General features: G+C 69.6%; 31 protein-coding genes and 1 pseudogene. 11 read left to right on the top strand and 21 right to left on the bottom strand.

Annotated elements, in window-relative coordinates; genetic code table 11:
- Window positions 1-13 precede the first annotated feature (13 nt).
- On the top strand, window positions 14-511 hold the full coding sequence (locus tag FG385_RS06915; RefSeq protein ID WP_139095766.1) for a DUF2771 family protein: 498 nt from the start codon (window positions 14-16) through the stop codon (window positions 509-511).
- On the opposite strand, the gene FG385_RS06910 is transcribed toward FG385_RS06915, so the two are convergent.
- Window positions 508-894, bottom strand: coding sequence for a cold-shock protein (locus FG385_RS06910; protein WP_139095897.1), 387 nt, complete (start codon window positions 892-894; stop codon window positions 508-510). The two genes, FG385_RS06915 and FG385_RS06910, sit on opposite strands and share 4 nt — an antisense overlap.
- Before the next feature lie 135 nt (window positions 895-1,029).
- Between FG385_RS06910 and FG385_RS06905 the strand changes: the two genes are divergently transcribed.
- Window positions 1,030-1,251 (top strand): hypothetical protein, encoded by a 222-nt coding sequence (locus tag FG385_RS06905; protein WP_139095765.1) that lies wholly within the window; start codon window positions 1,030-1,032, stop codon window positions 1,249-1,251.
- Here FG385_RS06905 and FG385_RS06900 read toward each other — a convergent pair.
- On the bottom strand, window positions 1,217-1,840 hold the full coding sequence (locus tag FG385_RS06900) for an HAD family hydrolase (RefSeq protein ID WP_139095764.1): 624 nt from the start codon (window positions 1,838-1,840) through the stop codon (window positions 1,217-1,219). The two genes, FG385_RS06905 and FG385_RS06900, sit on opposite strands and share 35 nt — an antisense overlap.
- 83 nt (window positions 1,841-1,923) lie before the next feature.
- Between FG385_RS06900 and FG385_RS06895 the strand changes: the two genes are divergently transcribed.
- Window positions 1,924-2,529: a TetR/AcrR family transcriptional regulator gene (locus FG385_RS06895; protein ID WP_139095763.1), complete on the top strand. Its 606-nt coding sequence runs from the start codon at window positions 1,924-1,926 to the stop codon at window positions 2,527-2,529.
- Window positions 2,530-2,532: 3 nt separating this feature from the next.
- Window positions 2,533-3,489 carry a R2-like ligand-binding oxidase gene (locus FG385_RS06890; protein WP_139095762.1) on the top strand — a complete coding sequence of 319 codons (957 nt, stop codon included), beginning with the start codon at window positions 2,533-2,535 and terminating at the stop codon, window positions 3,487-3,489.
- Between the two features lie 66 nt (window positions 3,490-3,555).
- On the opposite strand, the pseudogene FG385_RS06885 reads toward FG385_RS06890, so the two are convergent.
- Window positions 3,556-3,819, bottom strand: a pseudogene (locus tag FG385_RS06885) (VOC family protein); the annotation flags it as partial.
- Window positions 3,820-3,829: 10 nt separating this feature from the next.
- Window positions 3,830-5,467 (bottom strand): AMP-binding protein, encoded by a 1,638-nt coding sequence (locus FG385_RS06880; protein ID WP_139095760.1) that lies wholly within the window; start codon window positions 5,465-5,467, stop codon window positions 3,830-3,832.
- Between the two features lie 55 nt (window positions 5,468-5,522).
- Here FG385_RS06880 and FG385_RS06875 point away from each other — a divergent pair, with 55 nt between their 5' ends.
- The gene (locus FG385_RS06875; RefSeq protein ID WP_139095759.1) at window positions 5,523-6,278 is read left to right on the top strand and encodes a PhzF family phenazine biosynthesis protein; all 756 of its coding nucleotides are present in this window, start codon (window positions 5,523-5,525) and stop codon (window positions 6,276-6,278) included.
- Window positions 6,278-6,652 carry a YccF domain-containing protein gene (locus tag FG385_RS06870; RefSeq protein WP_139095758.1) on the top strand — a complete coding sequence of 125 codons (375 nt, stop codon included), beginning with the start codon at window positions 6,278-6,280 and terminating at the stop codon, window positions 6,650-6,652. The genes FG385_RS06875 and FG385_RS06870 overlap by 1 nt, the downstream gene beginning before the upstream one ends.
- On the opposite strand, the gene FG385_RS06865 is transcribed toward FG385_RS06870, so the two are convergent.
- Genes FG385_RS06865 through FG385_RS06835 form a run of 7 tightly spaced genes read right to left on the bottom strand, consistent with a single transcriptional unit; the run spans window position 6,649 to window position 11,863 of the window.
- Window positions 6,649-7,449 carry a metallophosphoesterase gene (locus tag FG385_RS06865; RefSeq protein WP_139095757.1) on the bottom strand — a complete coding sequence of 267 codons (801 nt, stop codon included), beginning with the start codon at window positions 7,447-7,449 and terminating at the stop codon, window positions 6,649-6,651. The two genes, FG385_RS06870 and FG385_RS06865, sit on opposite strands and share 4 nt — an antisense overlap.
- 30 nt (window positions 7,450-7,479) lie before the next feature.
- Window positions 7,480-8,277 carry an HAD-IIA family hydrolase gene (locus FG385_RS06860; protein ID WP_139095756.1) on the bottom strand — a complete coding sequence of 266 codons (798 nt, stop codon included), beginning with the start codon at window positions 8,275-8,277 and terminating at the stop codon, window positions 7,480-7,482.
- Window positions 8,274-9,386, bottom strand: coding sequence for a sulfate/molybdate ABC transporter ATP-binding protein (locus FG385_RS06855; protein ID WP_139095755.1), 1,113 nt, complete (start codon window positions 9,384-9,386; stop codon window positions 8,274-8,276). The genes FG385_RS06860 and FG385_RS06855 overlap by 4 nt, the downstream gene beginning before the upstream one ends.
- Window positions 9,383-10,198 (bottom strand): ABC transporter permease, encoded by an 816-nt coding sequence (locus FG385_RS06850; protein ID WP_139095754.1) that lies wholly within the window; start codon window positions 10,196-10,198, stop codon window positions 9,383-9,385. Before FG385_RS06850 ends, FG385_RS06855 begins: the two co-directional genes overlap by 4 nt.
- Window positions 10,179-10,946: a molybdate ABC transporter substrate-binding protein gene (gene modA / locus FG385_RS06845; protein ID WP_139095753.1), complete on the bottom strand. Its 768-nt coding sequence runs from the start codon at window positions 10,944-10,946 to the stop codon at window positions 10,179-10,181. The genes FG385_RS06850 and modA overlap by 20 nt, the downstream gene beginning before the upstream one ends.
- Complete coding sequence (locus tag FG385_RS06840; RefSeq protein ID WP_139095752.1) at window positions 10,943-11,347, bottom strand: TOBE domain-containing protein; 405 nt, start codon at window positions 11,345-11,347, stop codon at window positions 10,943-10,945. The genes modA and FG385_RS06840 overlap by 4 nt, the downstream gene beginning before the upstream one ends.
- A 33-nt stretch (window positions 11,348-11,380) precedes the next feature.
- Window positions 11,381-11,863, bottom strand: coding sequence for a MarR family transcriptional regulator (locus tag FG385_RS06835; RefSeq protein WP_200834334.1), 483 nt, complete (start codon window positions 11,861-11,863; stop codon window positions 11,381-11,383).
- Window positions 11,864-11,954: 91 nt separating this feature from the next.
- On the opposite strand from FG385_RS06835, the gene moaA reads away from it, so the two are divergent.
- The 4 genes from moaA to FG385_RS06815 all read left to right on the top strand — a co-directional run bounded on the left by moaA (window position 11,955) and on the right by FG385_RS06815 (window position 14,674).
- Window positions 11,955-13,016: a GTP 3',8-cyclase MoaA gene (moaA, locus tag FG385_RS06830; RefSeq protein ID WP_139095751.1), complete on the top strand. Its 1,062-nt coding sequence runs from the start codon at window positions 11,955-11,957 to the stop codon at window positions 13,014-13,016.
- 7 nt (window positions 13,017-13,023) lie between these two features.
- A complete protein-coding gene (locus FG385_RS06825) occupies window positions 13,024-13,281 on the top strand; it encodes a MoaD/ThiS family protein (RefSeq protein WP_139095750.1) in 258 nt (85 codons plus the stop codon).
- Window positions 13,282-13,761: 480 nt separating this feature from the next.
- Window positions 13,762-14,391, top strand: a complete 630-nt coding sequence (locus tag FG385_RS06820; protein WP_139095749.1) for a LysM peptidoglycan-binding domain-containing protein — start codon at window positions 13,762-13,764, stop codon at window positions 14,389-14,391.
- Between the two features lie 58 nt (window positions 14,392-14,449).
- The gene (locus FG385_RS06815; RefSeq protein WP_139095748.1) at window positions 14,450-14,674 is read left to right on the top strand and encodes a hypothetical protein; all 225 of its coding nucleotides are present in this window, start codon (window positions 14,450-14,452) and stop codon (window positions 14,672-14,674) included.
- A gap of 85 nt (window positions 14,675-14,759) precedes the next feature.
- Here FG385_RS06815 and FG385_RS06810 read toward each other — a convergent pair whose 3' ends face one another.
- The 4 genes from FG385_RS06810 to FG385_RS06795 all read right to left on the bottom strand — a co-directional run bounded on the left by FG385_RS06810 (window position 14,760) and on the right by FG385_RS06795 (window position 17,884).
- A complete protein-coding gene (locus FG385_RS06810) occupies window positions 14,760-15,704 on the bottom strand; it encodes a molybdenum cofactor biosynthesis protein MoaE (RefSeq protein ID WP_139095747.1) in 945 nt (314 codons plus the stop codon).
- Between the two features lie 67 nt (window positions 15,705-15,771).
- A complete protein-coding gene (gene moaC, locus FG385_RS06805) occupies window positions 15,772-16,242 on the bottom strand; it encodes a cyclic pyranopterin monophosphate synthase MoaC (protein ID WP_139095746.1) in 471 nt (156 codons plus the stop codon).
- A gap of 10 nt (window positions 16,243-16,252) precedes the next feature.
- Window positions 16,253-17,683, bottom strand: coding sequence for an NAD-dependent malic enzyme (locus tag FG385_RS06800; RefSeq protein ID WP_139095745.1), 1,431 nt, complete (start codon window positions 17,681-17,683; stop codon window positions 16,253-16,255).
- Between the two features lie 12 nt (window positions 17,684-17,695).
- Window positions 17,696-17,884, bottom strand: coding sequence for a hypothetical protein (locus tag FG385_RS06795; protein ID WP_139095744.1), 189 nt, complete (start codon window positions 17,882-17,884; stop codon window positions 17,696-17,698).
- Window positions 17,885-17,968: 84 nt separating this feature from the next.
- Here FG385_RS06795 and FG385_RS06790 point away from each other — a divergent pair, with 84 nt between their 5' ends.
- Window positions 17,969-20,200 (top strand): helicase-associated domain-containing protein, encoded by a 2,232-nt coding sequence (locus FG385_RS06790; protein WP_139095743.1) that lies wholly within the window; start codon window positions 17,969-17,971, stop codon window positions 20,198-20,200.
- Window positions 20,201-20,257: 57 nt separating this feature from the next.
- On the opposite strand, the gene FG385_RS06785 is transcribed toward FG385_RS06790, so the two are convergent.
- The 6 genes from FG385_RS06785 to FG385_RS06760 all read right to left on the bottom strand — a co-directional run bounded on the left by FG385_RS06785 (window position 20,258) and on the right by FG385_RS06760 (window position 26,046).
- The gene (locus tag FG385_RS06785) at window positions 20,258-20,872 is read right to left on the bottom strand and encodes a DUF742 domain-containing protein (protein ID WP_200834333.1); all 615 of its coding nucleotides are present in this window, start codon (window positions 20,870-20,872) and stop codon (window positions 20,258-20,260) included.
- Between the two features lie 2 nt (window positions 20,873-20,874).
- Complete coding sequence (locus FG385_RS06780) at window positions 20,875-21,297, bottom strand: roadblock/LC7 domain-containing protein (RefSeq protein ID WP_139095742.1); 423 nt, start codon at window positions 21,295-21,297, stop codon at window positions 20,875-20,877.
- A 140-nt stretch (window positions 21,298-21,437) separates the two neighbouring features.
- Window positions 21,438-22,046 (bottom strand): GTP-binding protein, encoded by a 609-nt coding sequence (locus tag FG385_RS06775; protein WP_139095741.1) that lies wholly within the window; start codon window positions 22,044-22,046, stop codon window positions 21,438-21,440.
- A complete protein-coding gene (locus tag FG385_RS06770) occupies window positions 22,027-22,794 on the bottom strand; it encodes a DUF742 domain-containing protein (protein ID WP_139095894.1) in 768 nt (255 codons plus the stop codon). The genes FG385_RS06775 and FG385_RS06770 overlap by 20 nt, the downstream gene beginning before the upstream one ends.
- A gap of 50 nt (window positions 22,795-22,844) precedes the next feature.
- Window positions 22,845-23,306: a roadblock/LC7 domain-containing protein gene (locus tag FG385_RS06765; protein WP_200834332.1), complete on the bottom strand. Its 462-nt coding sequence runs from the start codon at window positions 23,304-23,306 to the stop codon at window positions 22,845-22,847.
- Window positions 23,307-23,310: 4 nt separating this feature from the next.
- Window positions 23,311-26,046: a sensor histidine kinase gene (locus FG385_RS06760; RefSeq protein WP_235022422.1), complete on the bottom strand. Its 2,736-nt coding sequence runs from the start codon at window positions 26,044-26,046 to the stop codon at window positions 23,311-23,313.

Here is a 26,046-nt window from a genome sequence, read left to right as displayed (position 1 = left end):
TAGTGTTTAAGTCATGCGGCGGAGTGGTTGGCTAGGGCTGTTGGCGGCGGGAGCGCTGGCACTGACGGGATGTTCGGCGACGGTCGGCCCGCCCGAGGTCACGTTCTACGGCGACGGGCATTCGATCGCCACCGGCCCGGCGGTCCACTGCGACGCGCTCGTGCGCAACTGCGACAAGAACCCCGAGGACATCGTCACGCTCAACGTGCGCAAGGGCATGCCGGTGCAGATCTCGGTACCCACGGAACTGAGCAAGACGCCGTGGCTGGTGAACGTCCAGTACGCCGACGCCAAGGGCGACCTGCAGGTCAAGCAGCAGTTCTTCGCGCCGGGCAGCACGCTCGCCTACACCGCGACCCCTGGCGGCGCGGACAACCAGCTTGTCGTGGTCGAGGTGCAGCAGATCGGCGCGGCCTACGCCGCCGACCAGGACGGGAAGCCGATCCTCGACGAGAACGGCAACCCGCAGCTGGTCGCCCGCGCGTACTGGTCCCTGCAGATCAAGCCTTAGGGATCGAGGTCACGCGCGACCGCGCGCATGACCTCGGCGATCCGCTTGGTGTTCTTGCGGTCGGGATAGCGGCCGCGGCGCAGATCGGGCTGCACCTTCATTTCCAGGAGCTTGATCATGTCCTCGATGAGGCCGTGCAGCTCCTCGGCCGGCCGTCGCCGCGCTTCCGCGACCGAGGGCGGGGAGTCGATCAGCCGGACGGACAGGGCCTGCGGCCCGCGCCGGCCGTCGGCGACCCCGAACTCGAGCCGCTGACCTGCTTTGAGTGCCTCTACCCCGGGAGGTAGCGCGGTCTTGCGGATGTAGACGTCCTCGCCACCGTCCTGTGTGACGAAACCGAACCCCTTCTCCGCGTCGTACCACTTGACCTTGCCGGTCGGCACTTCCCTCACCCGTTTCTTCACTCTGCATCGTCAGCTCGTCTGCACGACGAACGCGCCCCGGGCGTACCCAGGACGCGTAGCGACCAGCCTATCCCGCCACACGCCCTGTGGAGAAGTGCGTTCTACGCTTTACCCATGAACGACGCAGCGAAAACCGCCGAAGGCAAGCCCTGGCTGATGCGGGTGGGAATCGGCGTGTTCGCCGTCGGAGTACTCGGCGTGCTCGCCGTGTTCGTCATGTTCGCCGCTGGGATGCACGATCTGCCGGTATGGCTGAGCCTCGTCGCCGGCGTGCTGACCCCGCTAGGGATGGTGCTCGGGTTCATCGCACTGGTTCAGGAGCACCGAAAGCGCTGAACCACGCGGGAAACTCCGCCAGGCTGTCGAAGATCACCTCGGCACCGGCGGCGGCGAGTTCCTCGCGGCTGCACGGGCCGGTGGTGACCGCGATGGGCGTGATCCCCGCCGCGAGCGCGCCGCGCACATCGCCGAGATGGTCGCCGGCGTAGGCCTTCGCGCCGTGCTCGGTCAGCGCCGCCGCCTTGCCGTCGGCCCACAGTTCGCCGACCAGCACGTCCACCTCGAAGCCGAGCGCCTTGATGTGCCTGGCCGCGTTCGGCCCGTACTTTCCGGTCACCACAACGGTCTGCCCGCCCGCGCGACGCACCGTTTCCAGTGCCGCGTGCGCGCCCGGCAATGCGATCGTCGAGGGGACGACGACCTCCGGGTACAGCTCGCGGTACCGGGCGACGAGTCCGGGGATCAGCTCCTCCGGCGCCCCGCAGTCGCGCAACACCATGTCGAGCGGCGGGCCGAGGTTGCTCGCGAAGTACTCGCCGTCGAGTCGCAGCCCGGCCTCTTCGCCGATCGCGTTCATCACCGCGACCATCCCCGGCCGCGGATCGATCAGCGTCATGTCCAGGTCGAAGCCCACCGTTGTCCCCACGCCGACCACCGTAGCTTGCTTTACAGCGCCGCCATTCGAGTCAAGAACATTGACATTTGCGCTGATCGTGTCAAGCTAGGTCTGTGTCCGAGATCACCTCGTCGTTCGCGGAACGGACCAAGGCCTCGCTGCGGGAGACCCTCCTCGACGCGGCGACCGTGCTGCTCGCCGAGCACGGTCACGCCGGGTTGCGCATGGCCGACGTCGCCGCGGCGGCGGGCGTGAGCAGGCAGACCGTCTACAACGAGTTCGGCAACAAGACGGCGCTGGTGGAGGCCGTCACGTTGCGCACGACGGCGGAGTTCCTCGAGGGCATCCGTGTCCGGTTCGAGTCAGCACCCGATCTGGTCACCGGGATCCACCACGCGGTCGTGTACACGATCGAGCACGGCCGCGAGAACAGGTTGGTCGCCGCCGCCCTGGGGACTCAGGCCGGCGAGGACCTGCTGCCACTGCTCACCACGAGAGGCGCGCCGGTGCTGTCGGCCGCGTCGGAGATGGCCGCCACGCAGTACCGGGCGAGGCTGCCCCTGCTCGGTGAGCGGGCGGCGGACCTGCTCGCCGAGACCGTGACCCGGCTGGTGCTGAGCCATCTCGTCCTGCCCACCCATTCCGCCACCGAAGCGGCCGACATGGTGTGCGCCGCGGTCGGCCCCATCGTCGATCATTATTTGTCCACAATGGAGTGAGAGATGACCGGAACACTGGCCCGCACGGGCTTCACGTCGCTGCGCCGTGGCGGGCTCAACTGGGACGCGTTCCCGCTGCGTCTTTTCGTCAAGGGCAACAAGAAGTTCTGGAACCCCGCCGACATCGACTTCAGCCAGGATCGCGAGGGCTGGGAGTCGCTCGACGACGAGGAACGCCGCTCGGCGACCTACCTGTGCGCGCAGTTCATCGCGGGCGAGGAGGCGGTCACCGAGGACATCCAGCCGTTCATGAAGGCGATGGCGACCGAAGGCCGGTTCGGCGACGAGATGTACCTGACCCAGTTCTGCTTCGAGGAGGCCAAGCACACCGAGGTGTTCCGGCGCTGGATGGACGCGGTCGGGCTGACCGAAGACCTCACGCCGTTCGTGTCGGAAAATCCCCACTACCGCAAGCTTTTCTACGAGGAGCTGCCGGAGTCGCTCGGGATCCTCGCCGATGATCCCAGCCCCCTCAACCAGATCAGGGCGAGCGTCACGTACAACCACGTGATCGAAGGCAGCCTCGCGCTCACCGGGTACTACGCGTGGCAGAAGGTGTGCACGCGGCGCGGCATCCTGCCGGGTATGCAGCAGCTGGTGAAGCACATCGGCGACGACGAGCGCCGGCATATGGCGTGGGGCACGTTCACCTGCCGCCGGCACATCGCCGCGGACGACTCGTTGTGGGACGCGGTCCAGCAGCGGATGGGCGAGCTCCTGCCGCATGCGCTGGGCATGATCCAGTGGGTCAACGACCAGTTCGAGGAGCCGCCGTTCGAGAACGACCCGCAGGAGTTCATCGACTACGCGGCCGACCGGGCGCAGCGAAGGCTGGGCGCGATCGAGTCCGCGCGCGGGGTCCCTGTCGAGCAGATCGACCTCGACTACTCGCCCGAGCAGCTCGAAGAAACCTTCGGCGAAGAAGACGCCAAAGCCTTCGCCGAGGCCGTCTCCTCCTGACCCACGCGCGCGAGTCGGGCTCTAACCGCAGGTGAGAGCCCGACTGGCGAAGGGGGTCGGCTGCGGTCAGGGCTGTGGCTGCGAGATGTTCACCAGCCAGTGCACGCCGAACCGGTCGACGCACCAGCCGAACTCGTCACCCCACATCTGCTTCTCCAGCGGTGTGCGCGCGGTCCCGCCTTCGGACAGCTTCGCCCAGTAGCCGCGCAGCTCGTCGGCGTCGTCGCCGCTGAGGCTGACCGACATCGTGTTGCCCGGCTGGTACTCCATATCCGGCGGCAGGTCCGAGCGCATCAGGGTGAACCCTCGCTCGGTTTCGAGCAGGCTGTGAAAAGTCAGCTCACGCGTGCCGAGCCGCCGCCGCGTTCTGCAGGCCCAACAGGGACACTGCCTGCTCGCGCATCTCCACCTTGCGGATCTTGCCGGTGATGGTCATCGGGAACTCGTCGACGATGTGCACGTACCGCGGGATCTTGTAGTGGGCGAGCTTGCCGGTGCAGTACGCACGCAACGACTCGGCGTCCAGCGGCGCGGCGCCTTCGCGCATCCGGATCCACGCCATCAGCTCCTCGCCGTAGCGCTCGTCCGGCACGCCGATGACCTGCGCGTCGAGGATGTCCGGGTGGGTGTAGAGGAACTCCTCGATCTCGCGCGGGTACACGTTCTCGCCACCACGGATGACCATGTCCTTGATGCGGCCGGTGATGTTGAGGTACCCCTCGTCGTCCATGACCGCCAGATCACCCGTGTGCATCCAGCGCGCCTTGTCGATCGCCTCCGCCGTCTTGTCCGGCTGTTCCCAGTAACCGAGCATCACCGAGTACCCGCGCGTGCACAGCTCGCCCGGCTCGCCGCGCGGCACGGTCAGCCCGGTCTCCGGGTCGACGACCTTGACCTCCAGATGCGGCCCGACCCGCCCCACCGTGGACACCCGGCGTTCGATCGAATCGTCGGCGCGGGTCTGCGTCGACACCGGCGACGTCTCGGTCATGCCGTAGCAGATCGACACCTCGGCCATCCCCATCCGCTCGATGACCTGCTTCATCACCTCCACCGGGCAAGGCGAGCCAGCCATGATCCCGGTGCGCAGGCTCGACAGGTCGTAGGAATCGAAATCGGCGCACGCCAGTTCGGCGATGAACATCGTCGGCACCCCGTACAGCGACGTGCACCGCTCGGCCTGCACGGCTTCGAGCGTGGCCTTCGGGTCGAACGCCGGGGCCGGGATGACCATGCAGGCGCCGTGGCTGGTCGCCGCGAGGTTGCCCATCACCATGCCGAAGCAGTGATAGAACGGCACGGGAATGCAGATCCGGTCGGCTTCGGTGTAGTTGCACAGCTCCCCGACGAAGAAGCCGTTGTTGAGGATGTTGTGGTGGGAAAGCGTGGCGCCCTTGGGAAAACCGGTCGTGCCCGAGGTGTACTGGATGTTGATCGGGTCGTCGGCGGAGAGCCGGATTTCCGCGAGCGCCGCCGGGTCGGCCTGCTTTCCGTTCTCCAGCAAGGAATTCCACAGCTCGTCACCGATCAGCACGACGTGCTGCAGGCGCTGGCAGCGCGGCCGGACCTCGTCGATCATGGCGGCGTAGTCGGAGCTCTTGAACTCCTTCGCGGACACCAGCATCCGGATTCCGGCCTGGTTGAGCACGAATTCCAGCTCGTGCGAACGGTAAGCGGGGTTGATGTTGACCAGGATCGCGCCGATCTTCGCGGTCGCGTACTGGGTGAGTGTCCACTCGGCACAGTTGGGCGACCAGATGCCGACCCGGTCGCCCTTGCCGATGCCGAGCTCGAGCAGCCCCAGCGCGAGCGCGTCGACCTCGGCGGCCAGTTCGGCATACGTCCAGCGGCGGCCCCGGTCGACCAGCGCGTCACGAGCACCGAACGCCTGCACGGTCCGGTCGAAGTTGTCACCGATGGTGTCGCCCAGCATGGGCACGTCGGAGGTTCCCGAGGAGTAGCTCGGCACGGCAGGCATGGTTCTCCTCCTGGAAATGGTCAACAGTGACTCGCCCCGAGTCTAAGGTGGGGATATGCGCCTGTACATCGTCGACGCGTTCACCGGGACGGCCTTCGCGGGCAACCCGGCCGGCGTCGTCCTTCTGGACGAGCCGGCCGATCCCGCCTGGATGCAATCGGTCGCGGCCGAGCTGAAACACGCCGAAACGGCCTTCGTCGAGGTGGGTGGCGAGGGTCCGAAATCGCTGCGCTGGTTCACTCCGACGGTCGAGGTCGACCTGTGCGGGCACGCGACCCTCGCGACCGGCCACGCGCTCGGCGGCTCGCAGGTCTTCACCACGCGCAGCGGCGAACTCCGCACGACGGCCGAGGATGGCTGGGTGCACATGGACTTCCCGGCCGACCCACCGGCCGCGGCCACCGACGAGATCACCCTGCCCGGGGTGACCGTCAAGGAGGTGCTGCGCGGCAAGTGGGACATCCTCGTCCGCGCCGGTGACGCCGGCGAGGTCCGGGGCCTCGAGCCGGATCTGGACACCATCGCCGGCTGGGACGCGCGGTGCGTCATCGTGACCGCGCCGGGTGACAGGCCGGGGATCGACTTCGTCAGCCGCGTGTTCGGCCCGGCCGTCGGCGTCCCCGAGGACCCGGTGACCGGATCGGCGCATTGCGCGCTTTCGCCGTACTGGTCGGCCGAGCTTGGCCGGGACGAGCTGGTGGGCGAGCAGGCGTCGGCACGCGGCGGCACGGTCCGCGTGTCGTTGCGGGGAGACCGGGTCGGGCTGGCCGGGCAGGCCGTGACCACGGTGCGCGGGGAGCTGATGGTCTGATGCGACTGCTGCTGAACGTGATCTGGCTGGTGCTGGCCGGGTTCTGGATGGCCGTGGGGTACGCGGTCGCCGGGCTAGTCTGCTTCGTGCTGATCGTGACGATCCCGTTCGGCATCGCCTCGTTCCGGATCGCGAACTACGCGCTGTGGCCGTTCGGCCGCACCGTCGTCGACCGGCGGGACGCGGGCGTGGGCTCCGTGCTCGGGAACATCGTGTGGATCATCGTCGCCGGCTGGTGGCTCGCGCTCGGGCACATCGTGACCGGGCTGCTGCTGTGCATCACGATCATCGGGATTCCCCTCGGCCTCGCGAACTTCAAGCTGGTGCCGATTTCGCTGATCCCGCTGGGCCGGGCGATCGTTCCCGCTCCCTAGTCTTCTGGCTCCCACGGCAGCGGCACCACCAGGCACGGTCCGCCGGCGAACAGCCCGCCGTCCACGCCCAGCACCGTGCCCCCGGCGTACAGGTACGGCGCCTCGATCTGCGTGGGATGGATCCCCAACTGGTCGGCGATCACGCTGTGCCCGTGCACGATCCGTTCGCCACCGAGCTGCGCCAGCAGCTGCGCGGCGACCTCGCCGCCGTGCGGCCCGCGGAACGCGTACCTGGTCGTCATCCGGCGCCAGACGTCCCACCATGCGGCGATGTCGTTGCCCGCGAGGATCTCCTGCGCGGTCTCGTTGATCTCCTCCTCGGTGTCGCCCCAGTCGAGGTACTCGAGCGTGTCCGAATGCAGCAGCAGGTGCTCACCGGCGTGCGCGACCAGCGGCCGCGTCGACAACCATTCGACGTGATCGTCGGTCAGCGCGTCCTGGTCCTCGGACACCCCGCCGTTGATCTCCCAGCTTCGCGCGAAACTGCGCGGACCGAAGTCCGAAGGCACCTCGGTGGCGCCGAAGTGGTACATGCCCAGCAACAGGATCTCGTGGTTGCCCAGCAGCGCCTCGACCGACCCACCGGCCGGCACCGCCTGCTCCTGCAGCCGCATCACCAGGTCGATCGCACCGATCCCGTCCGGCCCGCGGTCGACGAAGTCGCCGAGGAACCACAGGTGCGCGTCCGCACCGCACCAGCTGTCGTTCTCGTCGATCAGCTTGCTCTCGCGCAGGGCTTCGGCGAGCTCGTCCCGATGCCCGTGCACGTCGCCTACGACATACGTCGGGACATCCACCCCTCCGACGATAAGCCCCGGTCAGTCCCGCTATCCGACCAGCCCGCCGGTGAACGGGTCCTGCGTGCGCCCGACCAGGTCCGCGACCGAGTCGACCACCATCGTCGGCCGGTACGGGTAGCGGTCCGCGGTCTCCTTCGTCGAGATACCGGTGAGCGCCAGGATCGTCTGCAGCCCGGCTTCGATCCCCGAGTGCACGTCGGTGTCCATCCGGTCACCGATCATGATCGTGCTCTCCGAATGCGCGCCCAGCGATCGCAGCGCCGAGCGCATCATCAGCGGGTTCGGCTTGCCCACGAAGTACGGCGAGCGGCCGGTGGCCCGCTCGATCAGCGCGGCGATCGACCCTGTCGCGGGCAGGCTGCCTTCGAGGCTCGGTCCGGTGGCGTCGGGGTTGGTCGCGATGAACCTCGCACCCGCTTCGATCAGCCGGATCGCCGCCGTGATCGCGGTGAAACTGTACGTTCGCGTTTCGCCCAGTACCACGTAGTCCGGATCGCGGTCGGTAAGCACGTACCCGGCTTCGTGCAGCGCGGTGGTCAAGCCCGCTTCGCCGATGACGAACGCCGAGCCGTTCGGGCGCTGACTGTCGAGGAACTTCGCGGTGGCCAGCGCCGAGGTCCAGATCCGGTCCTCCGGCACGTCCAGCCCGGTCCGGTGCAGCCGCGCCCGCAGGTCACGGGGGGTGTAGATCGAATTGTTGGTGAGCACCAGGAACGGCGTGTCGTGGGCGCGCAACTCGGCGAGGAACTCGTCGGCGCCGGGGACCAGGTGCTCCTCGTGCACCAGGACCCCGTCCATGTCGGTCAGATACGTCCACTGGGTCATGTTCCGGGATTATCCGTGACGCGGAGTGTCTCCGTCGAGGGCGAGGGCGAGGGCCCGGCGGTAGCTGGATAAACGGTCACCGTCGTCGCCTTGATGTCGAGCCGGACGGGCGTACCCGGTTCGAGCCGCAGGTCGGCGACCGCCGCCGGGGTGAGGTCGGCGGCGAGGCCCGCGTCGGTGCGCAGCCGGATCACCGGACCGTGTGGTTCGAGCGCGGTCACCGCGGCGGCGATCGTGTTGCGCGGGCTGCCCGGATGCGCTTCTCCACCGGGGTAGACCGCCACCGCGTTCGGCGCGAACACGGCGACGGCCGGTCCACCCATCGTCGTGTCCTCGGCGAGCATGCCCGCGATCAGCCGCCCAGCCTCCGTGCGGAGCCCGCCGCCGACCGCGATGCCTGCGATCAGGTTGAGCCCGGCGATCCGCGCGGTGAAGGCGGTCCGCGGGGCGGCCAGCACCTCGCGCGTCGGCCCGCGCTCCACCGCGCGGCCGTCGGTCAGCACCAGCACGTGATCGGCCAGCGCCAGCGCGTCCAACGGATCGTGCGTGACCAGCACGGTCGCGCGCTTCCGCTGGAGACCGAGCACCCGGCGCAGGAGCCCGCGGATCGCCGGGGCGGCGTCGACGTCGAGCGCGGCCATCGGCTCGTCGAGCAGCAGCAGGTCCGGCTCACCGGCGAGCGCCCGCGCGATCGCGACCCGCTGCGCCTGCCCGCCGGACAGCTGCGCCGGCTTGCGCTTCTCGAACTGTGCCGCGTCCACCTCCGCCAGCCAGCGCCGGGCGATCTCCCGCGCGCCGGCCCGCCCGGCGCCCTTCGACCGGGGCGAGAACGCCACGTTGTCCAGCACGGAAAGGTGCGGGAACAGCAGCGGATCCTGGGACAGCAGCCCCACCGACCGGTCGTGCGGCGGCAGGCCGTGCAGGTCCTTCTCCCCGAGCCGGATCTTCGCCCGCCGCGGCCGCAGCAGGCCCGACAAGCTGCCGAGCAGGCTGGACTTGCCCGATCCGTTGGGCCCGAGGATCGCCAGCACGGACCCTGCGGGTACCTTGAAGTCCACCGAGAGGTCGAAGGTGCCGCGGGTCAGCTCGATCTCGGCGCGCAGCGTCACACGGCACCCCCCTCCACCGCGCGTGGGCGCGCCACGATGATCACCACGAGCGCGACCACCACCAGCAGCAGCGCGACCGCGACCGCACTGTCGATGTCGGCCTGCACCTGCGTGTAGACCTCGAGCGGCAGCGTCCTGGTCACACCCTCGAGGCTGCCGGCGAACGTGATCGTCGCCCCGAACTCCCCAAGCGACCGCGCGAAGCTCAGCACCGCGCCCGAGCCGAGCGCCGGCAGCAGCATCGGCAGCGTGACCCGGCGGAACACCGTCCACGGCCTCGCGCCCAGCGTGGCACCTATCTGTTCATAGGAGTCGCCCGCGTTCCGCAGCGCGCCTTCGAGGCTCACCACGAGGAACGGCATGGCCACGAAGGTCTGCGCGATCACCACCGCGGTCGTGGTGAACGGCACCGTCACGCCGAGGGTCACGTCGAGCAGGTACCCGAGAAAACCCTTGCGACCCAACAGGTACAGCAGCGCCAGCCCGCCGACGACCGGCGGCAGCACGAGCGGTAGCAGCACGATCGCGCGCAGCACCCGGATGCCGGGCACCGCCGACCGGGCGAGCACGACCGCGAGCGGCACGCCGAGCACGATGCACCCGACCGTCGACATCGCGGCCGTCTCGAACGAAAGCCGCAGCGCCGCGAGTGAGGAGTCGGACACGATCAGCGACGGCAGCCGGCTCAGGTCCGTGCGGACCAGCAGCCCGACGACCGGCAGCACGACGAGTGCGAGCGCGAGTCCCGCGGGCACCCACAGCGCCCACGGGACCTTCGCGCGCGGAACGGGGTTACTTGGCCGGCGTGCCAAAGCCCACCTTGGTCAGCTCGGCCTTGCCCTGCGCGCCGAGCACGAACTGCTCGAACTGCCGCGCGAGATCGACCTGCGGGGCGCCCTTGACCACGGCCATCGGGTAGTTGTTGATCGCCTGTGCCGATTCGGGGAAGTCGACCTGGGTCACCTTGCCGGGTGCGCTGTTCGCGTCGGTCACGTAGACCAGGCCGGCGTCCGCGTCCCCGGACTCGACCTTGGTCAGCACCTGCTTGACGTCGTCCTCCTCGCTGACCGGCTTGAGCGTCACGCCGGTGCCCTTCTCGACCTTCTGCGTGGCCGCGCCGCACGGCACCGGAGCCGCGCACACGACGACCTTCAGCCCCGGCCTGGTGAGGTCGGCGAAACCCTTGATGCCCTTCGGGTTGCCGGGGGCGACCGCGATGGTGAGCTTGTTGGTCGCGAACACCGTCGGCGAGCCGTCGATCGACCCGCCCTGCACCGCCTTGTTCATGTTCGTCTGGTCCGCGGACGCGAACACATCGACCTTCGCGCCGTTGTTGATCTGCTGTACGAGCGTCGAGGAGCCGCCGAAGTCGTACTTCACCGTGACGCCCGGATGCGCCGCCTCGAACTCGGACTTCAGCGCGTTGAACGACTCGGTCAGCGAAGCCGCGGCGAACACCGTGAGCGTCTTCGCCGGTGGCGCGCTGCTGCCGGACGAGCTCGAACCGCAGCCGGTGGCCAGCAACGCGACACCGGCCAGTACGGCTAAGACCTTCTTCAACGCTCTCCTCCTGGAGTCTCTACGACGACCGTCGTCGCCTTCACCACCGCCACCGCGAGCACGCCGGGCCGCAGCCCCAGCTCGCGTACCGCCTCGGTGCTCATCAGCGACACCACCCGGTGCGGCCCGCACTGCAGCTCGACCTGGGCCATCACCTTGTCGGTGAGGACGTCGGTGACGAGCCCGACGAACCGGTTCCGCGCGGAGCGCCCGACGTCCGAGGGATCCTCGGGGCGGGCGGCCTGGGAGCGGGCGAACGCGGCCAGCTCGGCGCCGTCGACGACCTTCCGGCCGGCGGCATCCACACTGGAACCGAGCTGCCCGGCACGAACCCAGCGGCGCACGGTGTCGTCGCTGACGCCGAGCAGGCCGGCGGCTTCTGAGAACCGAAATTGCGGCATGGCCGCGACATTATCGCCGTGGCTGCGGAAAAACTAGGCGCTTGCGCCCTCATCGAGGATCTCGTTACGCATCAGACGCTGGATCTCGCGTTGATAACGTTCCACTATGTCCCGTTCCTCCGGCGAGAACCTTTCGAGCACCTGCTCGACCGCGTCCAGCGCCGAGTCGAACAGCGGCGCGTACTTCTCCTCGTCGAGGGGCAGGATCTCGACGAGGACCTTGCGGCGGTCCTGCCGGTCGCGCACGCGGCGGACGAACCCGGCTCGCTCGAGCCTGTCGATGACACCCGTGACCGCACCCGTCGACAGGCCTGTGAGCTGGGCTATCCGGCCCGCGGTCAGCGGCCCTTCCGCGCGCGAGGCCAGATCCAGTGCTTTGTGATCGGTGCCGGACAGGCCCATCCGCTGCGCGATCCGCGCATGCCGCAGCACGGCGAGCGTGCTGCCTTCGCGGCCGAGGTCGGCGAACCGCGCGAGCACGTCGGGCGGCACCGGGTACCTCGGCTCGACTGCCATCGACCGCTTTCCTCCCGGCCCTTGAAACACGGCGTGTTCTCAATATTCTAGTGATCGTCGCTCCGGGGTGACTCGGGTTAGGCTGGTGCCAATGAGTGCGGTGAATCTCGGTCTGCCCCGTCTTCGGGGTCCCCATGTCGTGTCCGAAGCAAGGCCGGACAGCCCGGCCCTCATCGACACCTTCGGGCGGGTGGCCACCGATCTCCGGGTCTCGCTGACGGATCGGTGCAACCTCCGGTGCACCTACTGCATGCCGGCCGAAGGCCTCCCGTGGCTGCCGGGCGAGGACGTGCTGACCGACGAAGAACTGTTGCGGCTGTTGAGAATCGCGGTCGAGCGGCTCGGCGTCACCGACATCCGGCTCACCGGCGGCGAGCCGATGCTGCGGCCCGGCCTCGAGGGGCTCATCGGCCGCATCGCGGCACTGCGGCCCCGGCCCCGGCTCTCCATGACGACCAACGGAATCGGCCTCGCCAAGCGGGCCGCGGGGATCGCCGCGGCCGGGCTGGACCGGATCAACGTCTCGCTCGACACGACGGATCCGGAGACGTTCCGCACGATCACCCGCCGCGACCGGCTGTCCCACGTGCTGGACGGTCTCGAGGCGGCCCGCGCGGCCGGGCTGAACCCGGTCAAGGTCAACGCAGTGCTGCTGCGCGGGGTCAACGAGCACGAGGCCGCGAGCCTGCTGCGGTTCTGCCTCGACCATGGCTACCACCTCCGGTTCATCGAACAGATGCCGCTGGACGCGCAGCACGGCTGGAACCGCCGCGACATGGTGACCGCGGAAGAGATCCTCGGCCTGCTGCGGAAGGAGTTCGAGCTGACGCCGAGCCCCGTCGAGCGCGGTGGCGCGCCGGCCGAACGCTGGCAGGTCGACGGCGGTCCCGGCGAGGTGGGCGTCATCGCCTCGGTGACAAGGCCGTTCTGCGCCGCCTGCGAGCGCACCCGGCTGACCGCCGACGGCGCGGTCCGCTCCTGCCTGTTCAGCAACGACGAGACGGACCTGCGCGGGCTGCTCCGGTCCGGTCTCGGCGACGAATCGGTGGCCGACGCGTGGCGGATGACGATGTGGGGCAAACTCGCCGGCCACGAGATCAACGACGCCGGATTCGCGCAGCCGCTCCGGCCGATGAGCGCGATCGGGGGCTGAGTCGGCCTTGACGACCACGGTGCTGGTGCGTTATTTCGCGTCCGCGCGGGCCGCGTCGGGAGTGGAGCAGGAGACGCTCCAGCTGCCGGCCGGCACGTCCGTCAGCGACGTGCTCGGGGTCCTGCGAGGGCGGCATCCGGAGAAGCTGCCGAAGGTACTCGAAGCGGCCAGTTTCCTGCTCGACGGAATCGCGGTCCGTGATCGCTCGCGTACGGTCCCGGACGGGGCGGAGCTCGATGTGCTCCCCCCGTTTGCCGGCGGTTGACCGGAGGTTTCCAGCCCGTTTCCGGGCCTTCACGAACGGCCCAATCGCGCCCAAACGACGTGACACAGGCCTCACGATCAGTGAAATATCTCGGGCAGGAAACGGGACGATAACGGGCCGTCGACCAGGGGAAACAGCTAGATCGCAGAAGGTTGCGTGCCGTTACTGTGATGTAGGTCACGCACCGAATAATTTCCGATCACGGTCTCGGTTACGTACCGTCGCTTTTCGGCTGGCCCCGACCGGCCACGCAAGACCGGGATTCCGAAGCGCCAAACCCTGTCCGGCGGAATCCCGGACAACAAACCCCGAGCGAAAGTAGCTTCCGGACAGGGACGGAGGGAGCCCGAGCCGCGTCCAGTACGCGGGCCGGGCCGGCGACCTGGATCCCGCCGGGAAGCCACGGGCCCGCGAGGGCCCGCCCCGTAAGCCTGGTCCCCTCAGGGCAGGCTCGACGGCGCGGAGGCCCGAGTAGATCGAATGTCCTACCGAGGCAAGCACCGCAGGATGTCCCCCGCCGCCCGCCACATCGCCCGCGTTGCTGTCGCGGGTATCGCGGTCGGCACCCCGCTGGCAATCGCTGCGACCCCCGCGCAGGCCGCCAGCGTGAACTGGGACGCCATCGCGCAGTGCGAGAGCGGTGGCAACTGGAGCACGAACACCGGTAACGGCTACTACGGCGGTCTGCAGTTCACGCAGAGCACCTGGAAGGCCTACGGCGGCACCGGCAGCCCGCAGGGCGCGTCCCGCGAGCAGCAGATCGCGGTCGCCGAGCGGGTCCTGCAGGGCCAGGGGATCGGCGCTTGGCCGGTCTGCGGCAAGAAGGGCGGCTCTTCGTCCGTCAGCGCCAAGAGCTCGACGACGACGCAGAAGAAGAGCACGGCCCCGAAGAAGGCCACCCCGAAGAAGTCCGTGGCGCCCCAGCAGGTGACCGCGCTGCCGACGTCGAACCCGAACGGTGACTACACCGTCGCGGCCGGCGACACCCTGTCGAAGATCGCGAAGCAGTTCAACGTCGACGGTGGCTACCAGAAGCTCCAGCAGCTGAACTCGCAGTACATCCCGAACCCGAACCTGATCCTGGTCGGCCAGAAGATCGCCACCAAGTGACCTGCTGAAGGTCACCCGCGGCGCGATCAGCTGTGGGCCCCACCGCCTCCCCCGTGCGGTGGGGCCCACAGCGCCCCCCAACCCCGAGATCCACACCCAGCCCGCCGAGCCCGACGTCCGCGACGCTGAGTTCGGCGCTCCAGACGCCGAGTTCGACACTCGGGACGCCGAGTTCGACGCCCGCGACGCTGAGTTCGACGCCCGCGACGCTGAGTTCGACGCCCGCGACGCTGAGTTCGACGCCGCAGACGCCGAGATCTACGTCCAGGCCGTCGAGATCTAAATTCGAGACGGCGAGTTCGACACGCCAGACGCCGAGTTCGCCCCTCGCCGCCGCGCAGAGGGCTCGCAGGCGCTGCGGCCTCCGGCTACGGGGAGTTGACCCACTCGTCGGTTCCGTCGGCGAAATGCTGGTGCTTCCAGACCGGCAGCTGGGCCTTCACCTCGTCGACCAACTCGGCGCAGGTGGCAAAGGCCTCGGCACGGTGGTCGGCCGCGACGGCGACCGCCAACGCGACGTCGCCGATGGCCAGGGCGCCCAGCCGATGGCTCACGGCCACCGCGCGCACGCCGGCACCCCGGCGACGGGTCACCTCGGCAACCACCCTGCCCAGCACATCGCCGGCACTGGGGTGACCCTCATAGAACAGGGTCTCGACCGACTTCCCGCCATCGTGGTTGCGCACCACGCCGCCGAAGGTCACGACGGCACCGGCAGCCTGGTCGTCGACCAGTTCCGCATGGGCCTCGACCGACAGCGGCTGCTCGGTGACCTGCGCCAGCGCGATCCGGGGCGGCGCCACGTCGTGCGCCGCGACAGCGCCGGTTTCGGTGGGCCGCGGGTGGTCACCGCCGGAAAGCTGGTCCACCGCGTGGTCCAGCACGCCGTCGAGCACGCCGAGCCCGTCCTTCACCCCGCCACGCGAGCCCGGCAGGTTGACCACGAGCGTCCGGCCGGCGACCCCGGCCAGCCCTCGCGACAGCACCGCCGTCGGCACCTTCGGCAGACCGGCACTCCGGATCGCCTCGGCGAGGCCCGGCAACTGGTGGTCGAGCACCGCCGCCGTCTCGTCCGGGGTGCGGTCCGTCGGAGAGATGCCGGTCCCGCCGGTCGTGATGATCACGTCGACGTCGTCGTTCAGGCAGGTGCGCAGCGCCTGGCCCACCGGCTCGCCGTCCGGGACGACGACCGGCTCCGTGACGTCGAACGAGCGCTCGGTCAGCCAGTCGACGATCACCGGGCCCGTCGTGTCCGCGTACACCCCCGATGCCGCCCGGTTCGATGCGACGATCACCCGTGCCGTGCGCTTCATGGCCGCTCCTGCGTCTTGCGGGACACCCGCACCCGGTCGCGCCGATGACCGGCTTCGCGATTATCGGTCATCGTCGCTCCCAAGTCCCGGTCTTCCCACCGTCCTTGCGCTCGAGCCGCACCGCGTCGAGCGTCGCCGCCGGGTCGACGGCTTTGATCATGTCGTGCAGCGTCAGCCCGGCGACGGCGACCGCCGTCAGCGCCTCCATCTCGACGCCGGTCCGATCGGTGGTCTTGGCCGTCGCCTGGATACCGATCTCGGCTTCGCCAAGGGAGAACTCGACCTTCACCCCGGACAGCGCGATCTGGTGACACAGCGGGATCAGCTCCGGCACCTTCTTCGCCCCCATGATCCCGGCGATCCGCGCGGTGGCCAGCGCGTCACCCTTCGGCAGCCCGTTCGACGACAGCAGCCCCACCACCTCGGCCGTCGTGTGCACGACTCCGGTCGCGATCGCGGTGCGGGCCGAGGCCTGCTTGGCGGAGACGTCGACCATCCGGGCCGCACCCGCCTGGTCGACGTGGCTCAGTTCACTCACATGGGCAAGGCTAGTCGCGCGCGCCCCGCCGGTTCAGAGTGGCGGGCCGGCCGGCGGCGGCCGAGCGGCGCGCGGCGTTCTTCACAGCCTCCGCCACCGCGGGCGCGACACCCGAGTCGAACACACTCGGCACGATGAACGAGGCGTTCAACCGGTCGTCCACCACGTCCGCGATCGCGTTCGCCGCGGCGATCAGCATCTCGTCGTCGATGTCGTGCGCCTGCGCGTCGAGCAGGCCGCGGAACACGCCGGGGAACGCCAGGACGTTGTTGATCTGGTTCGGGTAGTCACTCCGGCCGGTCGCGACGACCGCGGCGTGCTTCTGCGCCTCGAGCGGGTCGATCTCCGGATCCGGGTTGGCGAGCGCGAACACGATCGCGTCCTTGGCCATCGTCGCGACCTGCGCGGCCCCGAACAGGTTCGGCGCGGAGACCCCGATGAACACGTCCGCCCCGACGAGCGCGTCGTGCAGGCTTCCGGAGACGTTGTCCTTGTTGGTCGTCTCCGCCAGGCGCCGCAGGTTGTCGTCCAGGTTCGCGCGGCCGGAGTGCACGATGCCATCGATGTCAGCGGCGATGATGTCCGCCGGTTTGGTGTGCTGCAGCAGCCGGATGATCGCCGAACCCGCGGCACCCGCGCCGCTGACCACGATCTTGCAGTCCTCGATCTGCTTTCGGACCACCCGCAGCGCGTTGCGCAGTGCGGCGAGCACCACGATCGCGGTGCCGTGCTGGTCGTCGTGGAACACCGGGATGTCGAGCTGCTCGCGCAGCCGCTTCTCGATCTCGAAGCAGCGCGGCGCGGCGATGTCCTCGAGGTTGATCCCCGCGTACACGGGCGCGAGGGCCTTGACGATCTTGATGATCTCCTCGGTGTCCTGGGTGTCGAGGCACACCGGCCATGCGTCGACGTCCGCGAACTTCTTGAACAGCGCCGCCTTGCCCTCCATCACCGGCAGGGCGGCGGCCGGGCCGATGTTGCCCAGCCCCAGCACGGCCGATCCGTCCGTCACCACGGCGACCGTGTTGCGCTTGATCGTGAGGCGGCGGGCGTCGGCCGGGTTGGCCGCGATCGCCTGGCATACGCGGGCCACGCCCGGGGTGTACGCGCGGGACAGATCGTCACGGTTGCGCAACTGCACCTTGGGGCTCACCGACAACTTGCCGCCCAGGTGCATGAGGAACGTCCGGTCGGAGACCTTGCGCACTCGCACGCCGTCGAGCGCGTCGAGTTCCTTCGTGACGTCATCGACGTGGTCGGCGTTGGAGACGTTCGCGGTGATGTCGACGACGATCGCATCCGCACGCGACTCCACCACGTCGAACGCGGTGAGCACGCCGCCCACCCGGCCGACGGCGGTCGTGAGATCTCCGGCCGCACTCGCCGACGGCGGCGCCTCCACCCGAACGGTGATCGAATAACCGGGGCCGGGAACCGGCACTGTCGTTACCCCTTACTTGTTGATCTCAGTCTTCGGGTGCACGTAGGGCACGGTGTCCAGCGGGAACGTCACGTCACCGTAGGGCGAAAGCGCGCCCTGCCGGTCCGCCGCGAGTTCGCTCACCGGGTGCTCACCGTCTGGCACCTTCGGCCAGGTCGGGTCGATCCGGCCGGCTTTCTTGCCGTTGTCACCTTTTGCCACGTCGTCCTCCCGTTCGCCTGTGTGGCCTTCAGTTTGCCTCAACGCGAGCGGCCCCCGGAGGCCAGGGCGGTATCCTTTGCTGTGATGCCCGCGACCTCCCTGGCGGATTGGCTGCGCTCCGCGTCCGACGACGAGCTCGCCGCGCTCCTGCAGGCCAGGCGTGACCTGGCCACTCCGCCGCCCTCCGACAGCACCGTGCTCGCCACCCGCGCGGGCACGGCCGGTTCGACGGCACGGGCGCTGGAGGATCTGGACACGTTCACCCTCGCGGTGCTCGATGCGATGCTGGTCGCCGGAGCCGACGCCGAAGCCGTCCCGGCCGCCCGGATCGCCACGCTCGTCGGCGCCGATCCGCCGCCCGCCCTGTCTCGCCTGCGCGGGCGCGCCGTGGTGTGGGGCGACGAGGACGCGCTGCGTGTGGTACCCGTCACACGCGAAATCGTCGGCCCGTTCCCCGCCGGTCTCGGCGCCTCTGTGCCCGAGCTCGCGGACGCCGACCTCAGCGAAGTGAGCGAGGACGAGCACGCCGTGCTGAGCGCGCTCGCCGCCGGTCCGCCCATCGGGCGCAGTAAGGATGCGCTCACCCGGGTCCCGCTGGAGGACGCCAAGACCCCGGTCCAGCGGCTGCTCGCCCGCGGGCTGCTGCTGAGGCGGGACGCGGAGACGGTCGAGCTGCCCCGCGAGGTAGCGCTGATCCTGCGCGGCGGGCGCTCGTGCTCGCCCGGAGCCCTGCGCGAGCCGGAGCTGCCCACACACCCGCACCAGCAGTCCACAGTGGACGAAGCTGCGGCCGGCGAGGCTGCGGAGTTCCTGCGGCACATGGAATCTCTGCTTGCCCAGTGGTCCGAACAACCGCCGCCGGTGTTGAAGTCGGGCGGGCTGGGCGTGCGAGAGCTGCGCAAGCTCGCCCGTGAGCTCGAGGTCGACGACGCGCGCGCGACGCTGCTCGCCGAACTCGCCGTCGGCGCCGGCCTGGTCGCCGACAGCGGCACGACCACGCCCGAGTGGGTCCCGACGACGCTCACCGACTCGTGGCTCGCGTCCGCCCCGGGGCAGCGGTGGATCATCCTCGCGCAGGCCTGGCTGGAGTTGCCCCGGCTACCGGGGCTCGCCGGCCAGCGAGACGCGAAGGACAAGGCGATGGCGCCCTTGTCCGACGACCTGCGCCGCCCTCTCGCGCCCGTCAACCGCCGCCGTGTCCTCGAAGCGCTCGCCGGGCTTCCTGCCGGAGCGGGTGTACGGAGCGTCGAGGAGCTTGTCACGGTGCTCGCCTGGCGCGCGCCGCGCCGCGGTGGGCGCCTGCGGGACGAGACGGTGCGCTGGACGATGGCGGAGGCGTCGACGCTGGGCGTGATCGCTCTCGGAGCGCTCACCAGGGCCATTGCCGCGCTGCTCGAAGACGACCGCTCCGGGGCGCTGGAGGCGATGGTCGGTGCGATGCCCGCGCCGATCGACCATGTACTGGTGCAGGCCGATCTCACCGTCGTCGCGCCGGGCCCCCTCGAACCGGAACTCGCGGCGGAGATCAAGACCGTGGCGGATGTCGAGTCCGCCGGGCCCGCGACGGTCTACCGGATCACCGAGCACACGGTGCGCCGCGCGCTCGACGCCGGGAAGACCGCGGACGAGCTGCACGGCCTGTTCGGCAAGCGCTCGGCCACCCCGGTACCGCAGGCCCTGACGTACCTGATCGACGACGTCGCGCGGCGGCACGGCAGGCTGCGCGGCGGGGCGGCCGCGTCCTTCCTGCGATGCGACGACGAGGTGCTGCTCGCCGAGGTGCTCGGCAACCCGGTCGCCGAGGAGTACGAACTGCGCAAGATCGCACCGACGGTGCTGGTCAGCCCGGTGCCGCTGGCCGAGGTGCTCGACGGGCTCCGCGCGGCCGGGTTCGCGCCTGCGGCCGAGGGTTCGGACGGGCGGGTGCTGGACCTGCGGCCGAGCGGGCGGCGGGTACCCGCTCGCACGAGGAACGCACGCCGGGTCCTGCCCGAGCCGGGCGGCGCGAACCCCGAGCAGATCGCCCAGGTGATCGCTCACCTTCGCGCCGGCGACCGTGCCGCGAGCCGGCGCCGTGGCGCGGAGGTGCGGCTGCCCGGCGGTGGCGGTGGCTCGGACACCGCTGCGACGATGGCATTGCTGGCGCGGGCGAGCCGAGAGCAGCGCGAGGTGTGGATCGGGTTCGTGGACTCGCACGGGACTGCGAGCCAGCGAATCCTCACCCCGGCCCATGTCGGCGGCGGGATGCTGCTCAGCACGGAGGACGAGCGGTATCCCTTGCACCGCATCACGTCCGCCGCGCTCGTCGAGGATTAGGCGCAGCGAAAGCCCAACTCGCGGGCAGCGAAGGCCGAACTCGCGAGAGAGGGGCGGTTAGAGGGCGCGGAGGCCCGCCAGGACGCGGGCCATGAACTCGCGCGAGGAGCGGTCCCCGAAGGACAGGCCCGGCTGGTGCAGCACCACGAGCTCCAGATCGTCCATATCGCTCACCAGCACCTTCACCACGTTCAGCGGCAGGCGCAGGAAAGCGGCGATCTCCGCGATCGACCGGGCATCGGCGCACAGGTCGCAGATACGTCGATGCTGCACCGACCGCGTGCCCTGATACCGGCGCCCACGGTCGCTTGTGGACACCAGCGTCTCGAGCGCCAGCTCGTAGTCCGGCCGGGTGCGGCCGCGCGTATGCGCGTACGGGCGCATCATGGTGCGCTGCCGGATCGCGACCTGGTCCGGCGCCGGAACCTCCGGCAGCGCATGCCGTCCGGTCGGGTAATCCCCTTCCGCCGCAGGGGTTTTCGCGGGCCGCTCGCGCTGCACGGGCGGGGTCCGGCGCTGCATGCCGCCCAGCGAGCGAACCCGCATCAGCACCGCGGAGCGATCCAGCGTGAACCTGGCGGGCGAATCGACCTCCGCACGCTCGGCGCCCTGATGCAGGGCATCCCAGGCATCAGGGGCGGAGTCCTCTGGGCGGTTCGGGAACCCTCTCATCGCTAGCCGCGCACACCACCCTGCAGCTGCATGCGCAACTCGGGCGTCATCTGCTGCCCGACCCGGTCCACCAGCAAAGTCATCTCGTAGGCGACCGTGCCGATATCGCAGTTCGGTGCAGCCAGCACGGCCAGGCTCGACCCGTCGCTGATCGACATCAGGAACAGGTAGCCGCGCTCCATCTCGACCACGGTCTGGTTCACCGCGCCGGCCTCGAAGCACCGCGCGGCACCGAAAGTGAGGCTCACGAGCCCGGACGCCACGGCGGAAAGCTGATCGGCGCGGTCCTTCGGTAATCCGTCGGACGCGGCGAGCAACAGCCCATCCGCCGACACCACGACGCCATGTGCCGCACCGGGCACCCGGCGTACGAAATCCGTGATCAGCCAGCCGAAGCTGCCCGCGTGATAGGCCGGGGCGCTCACGCCAACCTCCTCGCTCTCCACTCGTGGTCGCGATTATTCCTTGCCAGGGTATTCCTCACCACGCCCTTGTCGACCCGGGAGAACGGGTGGTTCCCATCTTCACCCCAACGGCCGTACCCGGAACGTGAGCGTGCACCTACTCAGCCCGGTTGCAGTGCCGTGTCTCGGGCGATCGCGTGCTCCACGACCGAGATCAGCACCTGCTTGGCGGACTCCCGTTCCCGTGCGTCACACGCGATGATCGGGACGTGGTCACCGATCGTCAGCGCGTGCCGGACGTCCTCGATCTGGTGATGCAACAACCGGTCGAAGCAGTTGATCGCCACGATGTAGGGGAGTTTCCGGTTCTCGAAGAAGTCGATCGACGGAAACGCGTCGGCCAGCCGCCTCGTGTCCACGAGCACGACGGCGCCGATCGCACCGAGCGCGAGATCGTCCCACATGAACCAGAACCGGTGCTGGCCGGGAGTTCCGAAGACATACAGGACGAGATCGGAATCCAGGGACAGCCGGCCGAAGTCCATCGCCACGGTGGTGGTGATCTTGTCGGGAGTCGCGGAGATGTCGTCGACCGAGAGGCTCGCCTCGGTCATCTGCGCTTCCGTGGTGAGCGGATCGATCTCCGACACCGCACCGACCAGGGTGGTCTTGCCCGAGCCGAAGCCACCGGCCACCACGATCTTGGCCGACTGCGTCGGCCCGCTGGCCGCCGACGTGTTCGTGTCGGAGTCAAATTCTCCGAAGCCCACTGAGCACCCTCTCCATGAATTCGATACTGGGGCGATCGCCGACGGCGGCGGTCGCGGTGTGCACCAGGACGAGGCCGAGTCCGGCGACGTCGCCGATGAGCACGCGGACCACGCCGAGCGGCAAACGTAGGTAGGCGGCCACCTCGGCCACCGAGCGCGTATCCAGGCACAGCCCGCAGATGGACCGGTGCTCGGGCACCTTGACCCGGTCGAGGACACGCCCGCGCTCGCTGGTGGAGACCAGCGCTTCGATGGCGAGGTCGTACTTGGGTCTGGTACGCCCGCCGGTACGGAAATACGGCCGCACGAGCCCGGAGGTCTCGGCGGGGGCCGGTGGCGGTGGGGTGGCCGGCACCGGCGGGATCGACGGCAGGCTGGGGTGGCCGCTGTAGCCGGGCCCCGGGTGGCTCGCCGGGCCCGGCCCCGGCGCGACCGCGTGGTACCCGGACAGCTCGCCCGGTCCGGCGAACTCACCGCTCGGCGGGCCGCCGTCACCGCGCGTGCCGAACAGTTCCGAACCCGGCCCCGAAAGCAGCCGGTCACCGAAATCGGTCACCCGGTACTCACTTCCCCCATAACCCGGTCCGGGCGCCAGGCCGCTCACCGCGTCTCTGTCCCCGGCGGAATCCGCCCGCCGCTGCCGCCATTCACGGTCGACGCGGGCGCGGAACTTCGTCCAGTCCTCGTCGGCCAGCGCGTTCCGCGGTTCCTCAGGATCCGAGCCGGGATCCGCGGCGTTCCTGCCCATCCGGTCCCCGTCCAAGTCCGCGTCCACTGCTGCTCCTTAGTGCCGGCGCGTCAGGCGCGCGCGGCCCCTTGCAGTTGGGCCCGCAACTCGGGCGTCAGCTGCTGCCCGACCCGGTCGACGAGGAGCGTCATTTCGTACACCACAAGCCCGATGTCACTGTCCGGGGCACCGAGTACCGCAAGGCATGAACCATCCGAAACGGACATCAGGAACAGGAAGCCGTTGGCCATCTCGACCACGGTCTGCGCGACCGGGCCGCCTTCGAACACCTTCGCCGCACCGCGGGCGAGGCTGGTGAGCCCGGAGGCCACCGCCGCCAACTGGTCGGCCCGGTCCTTGGGCAGGCCACGCGAAGCGGCCAGCATGAGCCCGTCCGCCGACACCACGACAGCGTGTGCGGCGCCGGGGACGCGGTGCACGAAGTCCGTGATGAGCCAGGCGAACCCGTTCTGCATACCCTGGTGATTCTGGGGTTTGGCGCCACCCGGCTGCAGCGATCCCGCGCGTGTCACTCCGTCACTCCTCACTGCCGTATTCGGGCGAGGACAGCTCCCCGCCGGATACCGAAACGCTCTGTCCGGGCCGCTCCCGGAGGGCATGGCGCCCAGACCGGTAGCCCTGCTGGAAGCTCACCATACGGTCCCTCGCCGCCGTCGCCGACCGGCTGATCGCGCTCTGTCCAGGCGTTGCGGAAGTGGTGTCGGTGAACGACACGCCGTTCGACTCCGACGCGGAAACCGAACCGGGAACCAGGTGGGCGTTGGGCACGCGTTTGGGCAGTCCGGCGTCGGTCGTCTCGTCGTTCGTGGGTTCGAGCAGCGACTGCGCCTTCTGCCAGCCCTCGTCGGCCGCGCTTCGCCACACGTCGTCGAGCATCGGCGTCGACTCCGGCTGTTCCGGTTCTTTCGCGGCCGGCTCCTCGAGATTCCCCGTCATCGAGTGCTCGGACGCCTCCTCCCCGCGGGTGTTCTGATCCTCTTCACCTTCTTCGCTGAACCAGCGGGAGACGACCGACTGGTAGATCGGCAGCCGCTTGGTGGGCGCGTCGTCCTCGAGTGCGCCGTTGTGCTGGACCGGCTCCGCTGCGGGTTCCGGCTCCGGTGTGGTGATGGGGATGTACTGCGGTTCCCGTTTCGGCAGCTCGAGCGGGGTGGACCGGCCGGCGCCGTTGCCGTTCGCGGGCGGCGAACCGGTGCCCCGGCTCAGATACGCCGCGCTCGACGAGCCCGCGACCAGATCGTCGAGGCTGATCGGCTGGGCGAGGGCGGTCAGCCCGCCGGCCGCCGACTGCTCGGCCGCGACCGAAGCCGGGCGCGGGCGCTGGGCGGGCACGGACGGGATCTCCGGCAGCGAGGACTCCGCCTGCGACGGCGGCGGGGCGGGAGCCTCGACGACGATCGGGCCGAGCAGCTCGGCCGGCACCAGGACACGGGCGATCACACCGCCCTCGATGTCCTCGTTCTCGCGGACACGGACCTCGACGCCGTGGCGCTGCGCCAGCCGCGCCACCACGTACAGGCCCATCCGCCTGGTCACCGACACGTCCAGGTCCGGCGGGTCGGCCAGCCGCTCGTTGGCCTCGATCAGCTGCTCCTCCGACATCCCCACGCCGCGGTCGGTGATCTGGATGGCCAGCGCCTTGCGCCGGGTCACCACGGCCCGCACGCTCACCTTCGTCTCCGGCTCGGAGAAGTAGGTCGCGTTGTCGAGCAGTTCGGCGAGCAGGTGCACGAGGTCGTGCACGGTCAGCCCGCGCACCGCGACCTCCGGGATCACGCCGACCTCGACCCGGGCGTACTGCTCGATCTCCGACACCGCGGCACCGATGACGTCCGCGGCCGAGACCGGCTTCGGCACCGACTTCGCGAGCCCGGCTCCGGAAAGCACCAGCAGGCTTTCCCCGTTGCGCCGCAAGCGGGTCGAGAGGTGGTCGAGTTCGAACAGGCTCGCGAGGTGATCGGGATCCTGCTCGTCGGCCTCGAGCCGGTCGATCACCCCGAGCTGGCGTTCCACCAGCCGCTGGGACCGGCGGGAGAGGTTCACGAAGATGCCGTTGACGTTCTCGCGCAGCAAGGCCTGCTCGGCAGCCATCTTCACGGCCTGCTCGTGCACTTCGTCGAACGAGCGGGCGACTTCGCCGATCTCCTCGCGTGTGGTGATCGGCACCGGTTCGACCGATTGTGCCGCTGCCACCATGGGTTCCGGGTCGTCGAGGATCTTCGTGACGGTTGCCGGCAACCGGCTGTAGGCGATCTCCAACGCGCTCGAGCGAAGTACGCGAAGCGGCTTCAGCATGACCCGGGCGATGATGAAGGTCAGCAGCAGCGCGAGGGCGAGTGCGGCGGCCACGATGGCAATGTCCCGCCAGGCGGCCATCCTCGCCTGATCCGCGAGCGCCGCGGTGTCCGCGCGCAACTGGCCGAGCAGATCGCTCTCGACCGTCCGCAGCTTGCCGAGTGAGGAGGTGCTGTCCGCGGCGAGCAGACGCGGATCGATGCCGAGCGAAGGCGAATCGGCCCTGGCGAACGCCGTCGCGGCGATTCCCGCCCTGCCGTCGATGTCCGGCCCGCTGGCCGTGTCCGTGTACAACTGGCGCTGGTCGGACGTCGCGTTGGTCTGGAACAGGTCGAGCGCGGCCTGCGCGCTGAACTGCGCGGCGCGAGCCTGGTCGAGCAGGAGGCCGGTGAACTGGTTGCGGATCGCGGCGATCTCCAGCGCTGCGTCCTCGCGGGCGGTGAACTCCTTGATCTGGCTGATCGCCTGGATCGTCGTGCCCTGCCGAAGCAGGTCGTGGTCGGTCGAGGAGGCGGTCGTCTCGCGGCCCATCTGAACGAGCGAGTCGAGGACCGAAGAATAGGTGTTGAACGCGGCCTGCTCCGAATACGGCGGGGTGTTCACCGCGGTGCGCAGCGGGGCGAGCGCGTCGAGCCGTTCGAGCCCGCGGTTGTAGTTCTCGCGGCTCTGCGGGTCACTGACGTTGAGGTTGGTCGCCGCGGCGCGCAGCGCCGACACCGCGATATCGGTCTGGAAGATCTGCTTGTTCAGCGTGCTCTGCAGGTCGACGTCGCCCGGGTTGACGATCTTCGCGACGGCGAGCATCCGCTCGCCCTGCAACTGCTGCACGACGTCGGTGACCTTCGTGGCCAGATCGACCTGAGCCGTTGTCTGCTGGAGCTGATCGGCTTGCTTCAGTTCGTCGACGGCCCGCAGCCCGCCGAGCACCAGCGCGGTCACGGTCGGGATGGCGAGCAC

Source organism: Amycolatopsis alkalitolerans, from assembly GCF_006152065.1.
Taxonomy (GTDB): Bacteria; Actinomycetota; Actinomycetes; order Mycobacteriales; family Pseudonocardiaceae; genus Amycolatopsis_E; species Amycolatopsis_E alkalitolerans.
Note: the sequence above shows the minus strand (reverse complement) of the source record. Positions and strands in the feature narration are given on the sequence as shown.

Bases quoted from the DNA above. Each gene is read 5' to 3' on its own strand.
- FG385_RS06810 (WP_139095747.1), bottom strand. From the start codon at position 15,704: ATGAAGCGCACGGCACGGGTGATCGTCGCATCGAACCGGGCGGCATCG.
- FG385_RS06860 (WP_139095756.1), bottom strand. From the start codon at position 8,277: ATGACCCAGTGGACGTATCTGACCGACATGGACGGGGTCCTGGTGCAC.
- FG385_RS06915 (WP_139095766.1), top strand. From the start codon at position 14: ATGCGGCGGAGTGGTTGGCTAGGGCTGTTGGCGGCGGGAGCGCTGGCA.
- FG385_RS06785 (WP_200834333.1), bottom strand. From the start codon at position 20,872: ATGAGAGGGTTCCCGAACCGCCCAGAGGACTCCGCCCCTGATGCCTGG.
- FG385_RS06875 (WP_139095759.1), top strand. From the start codon at position 5,523: ATGCGCCTGTACATCGTCGACGCGTTCACCGGGACGGCCTTCGCGGGC.
- FG385_RS06835 (WP_200834334.1), bottom strand. From the start codon at position 11,863: ATGGCAGTCGAGCCGAGGTACCCGGTGCCGCCCGACGTGCTCGCGCGG.
- FG385_RS06840 (WP_139095752.1), bottom strand. From the start codon at position 11,347: ATGCCGCAATTTCGGTTCTCAGAAGCCGCCGGCCTGCTCGGCGTCAGC.
- FG385_RS06905 (WP_139095765.1), top strand. From the start codon at position 1,030: ATGAACGACGCAGCGAAAACCGCCGAAGGCAAGCCCTGGCTGATGCGG.
- FG385_RS06820 (WP_139095749.1), top strand. From the start codon at position 13,762: ATGTCCTACCGAGGCAAGCACCGCAGGATGTCCCCCGCCGCCCGCCAC.
- FG385_RS06870 (WP_139095758.1), top strand. From the start codon at position 6,278: ATGCGACTGCTGCTGAACGTGATCTGGCTGGTGCTGGCCGGGTTCTGG.
- FG385_RS06880 (WP_139095760.1), bottom strand. From the start codon at position 5,467: ATGCCTGCCGTGCCGAGCTACTCCTCGGGAACCTCCGACGTGCCCATG.
- FG385_RS06770 (WP_139095894.1), bottom strand. From the start codon at position 22,794: ATGGGCAGGAACGCCGCGGATCCCGGCTCGGATCCTGAGGAACCGCGG.
- FG385_RS06890 (WP_139095762.1), top strand. From the start codon at position 2,533: ATGACCGGAACACTGGCCCGCACGGGCTTCACGTCGCTGCGCCGTGGC.
- moaA (WP_139095751.1), top strand. From the start codon at position 11,955: ATGAGTGCGGTGAATCTCGGTCTGCCCCGTCTTCGGGGTCCCCATGTC.
- FG385_RS06790 (WP_139095743.1), top strand. From the start codon at position 17,969: ATGCCCGCGACCTCCCTGGCGGATTGGCTGCGCTCCGCGTCCGACGAC.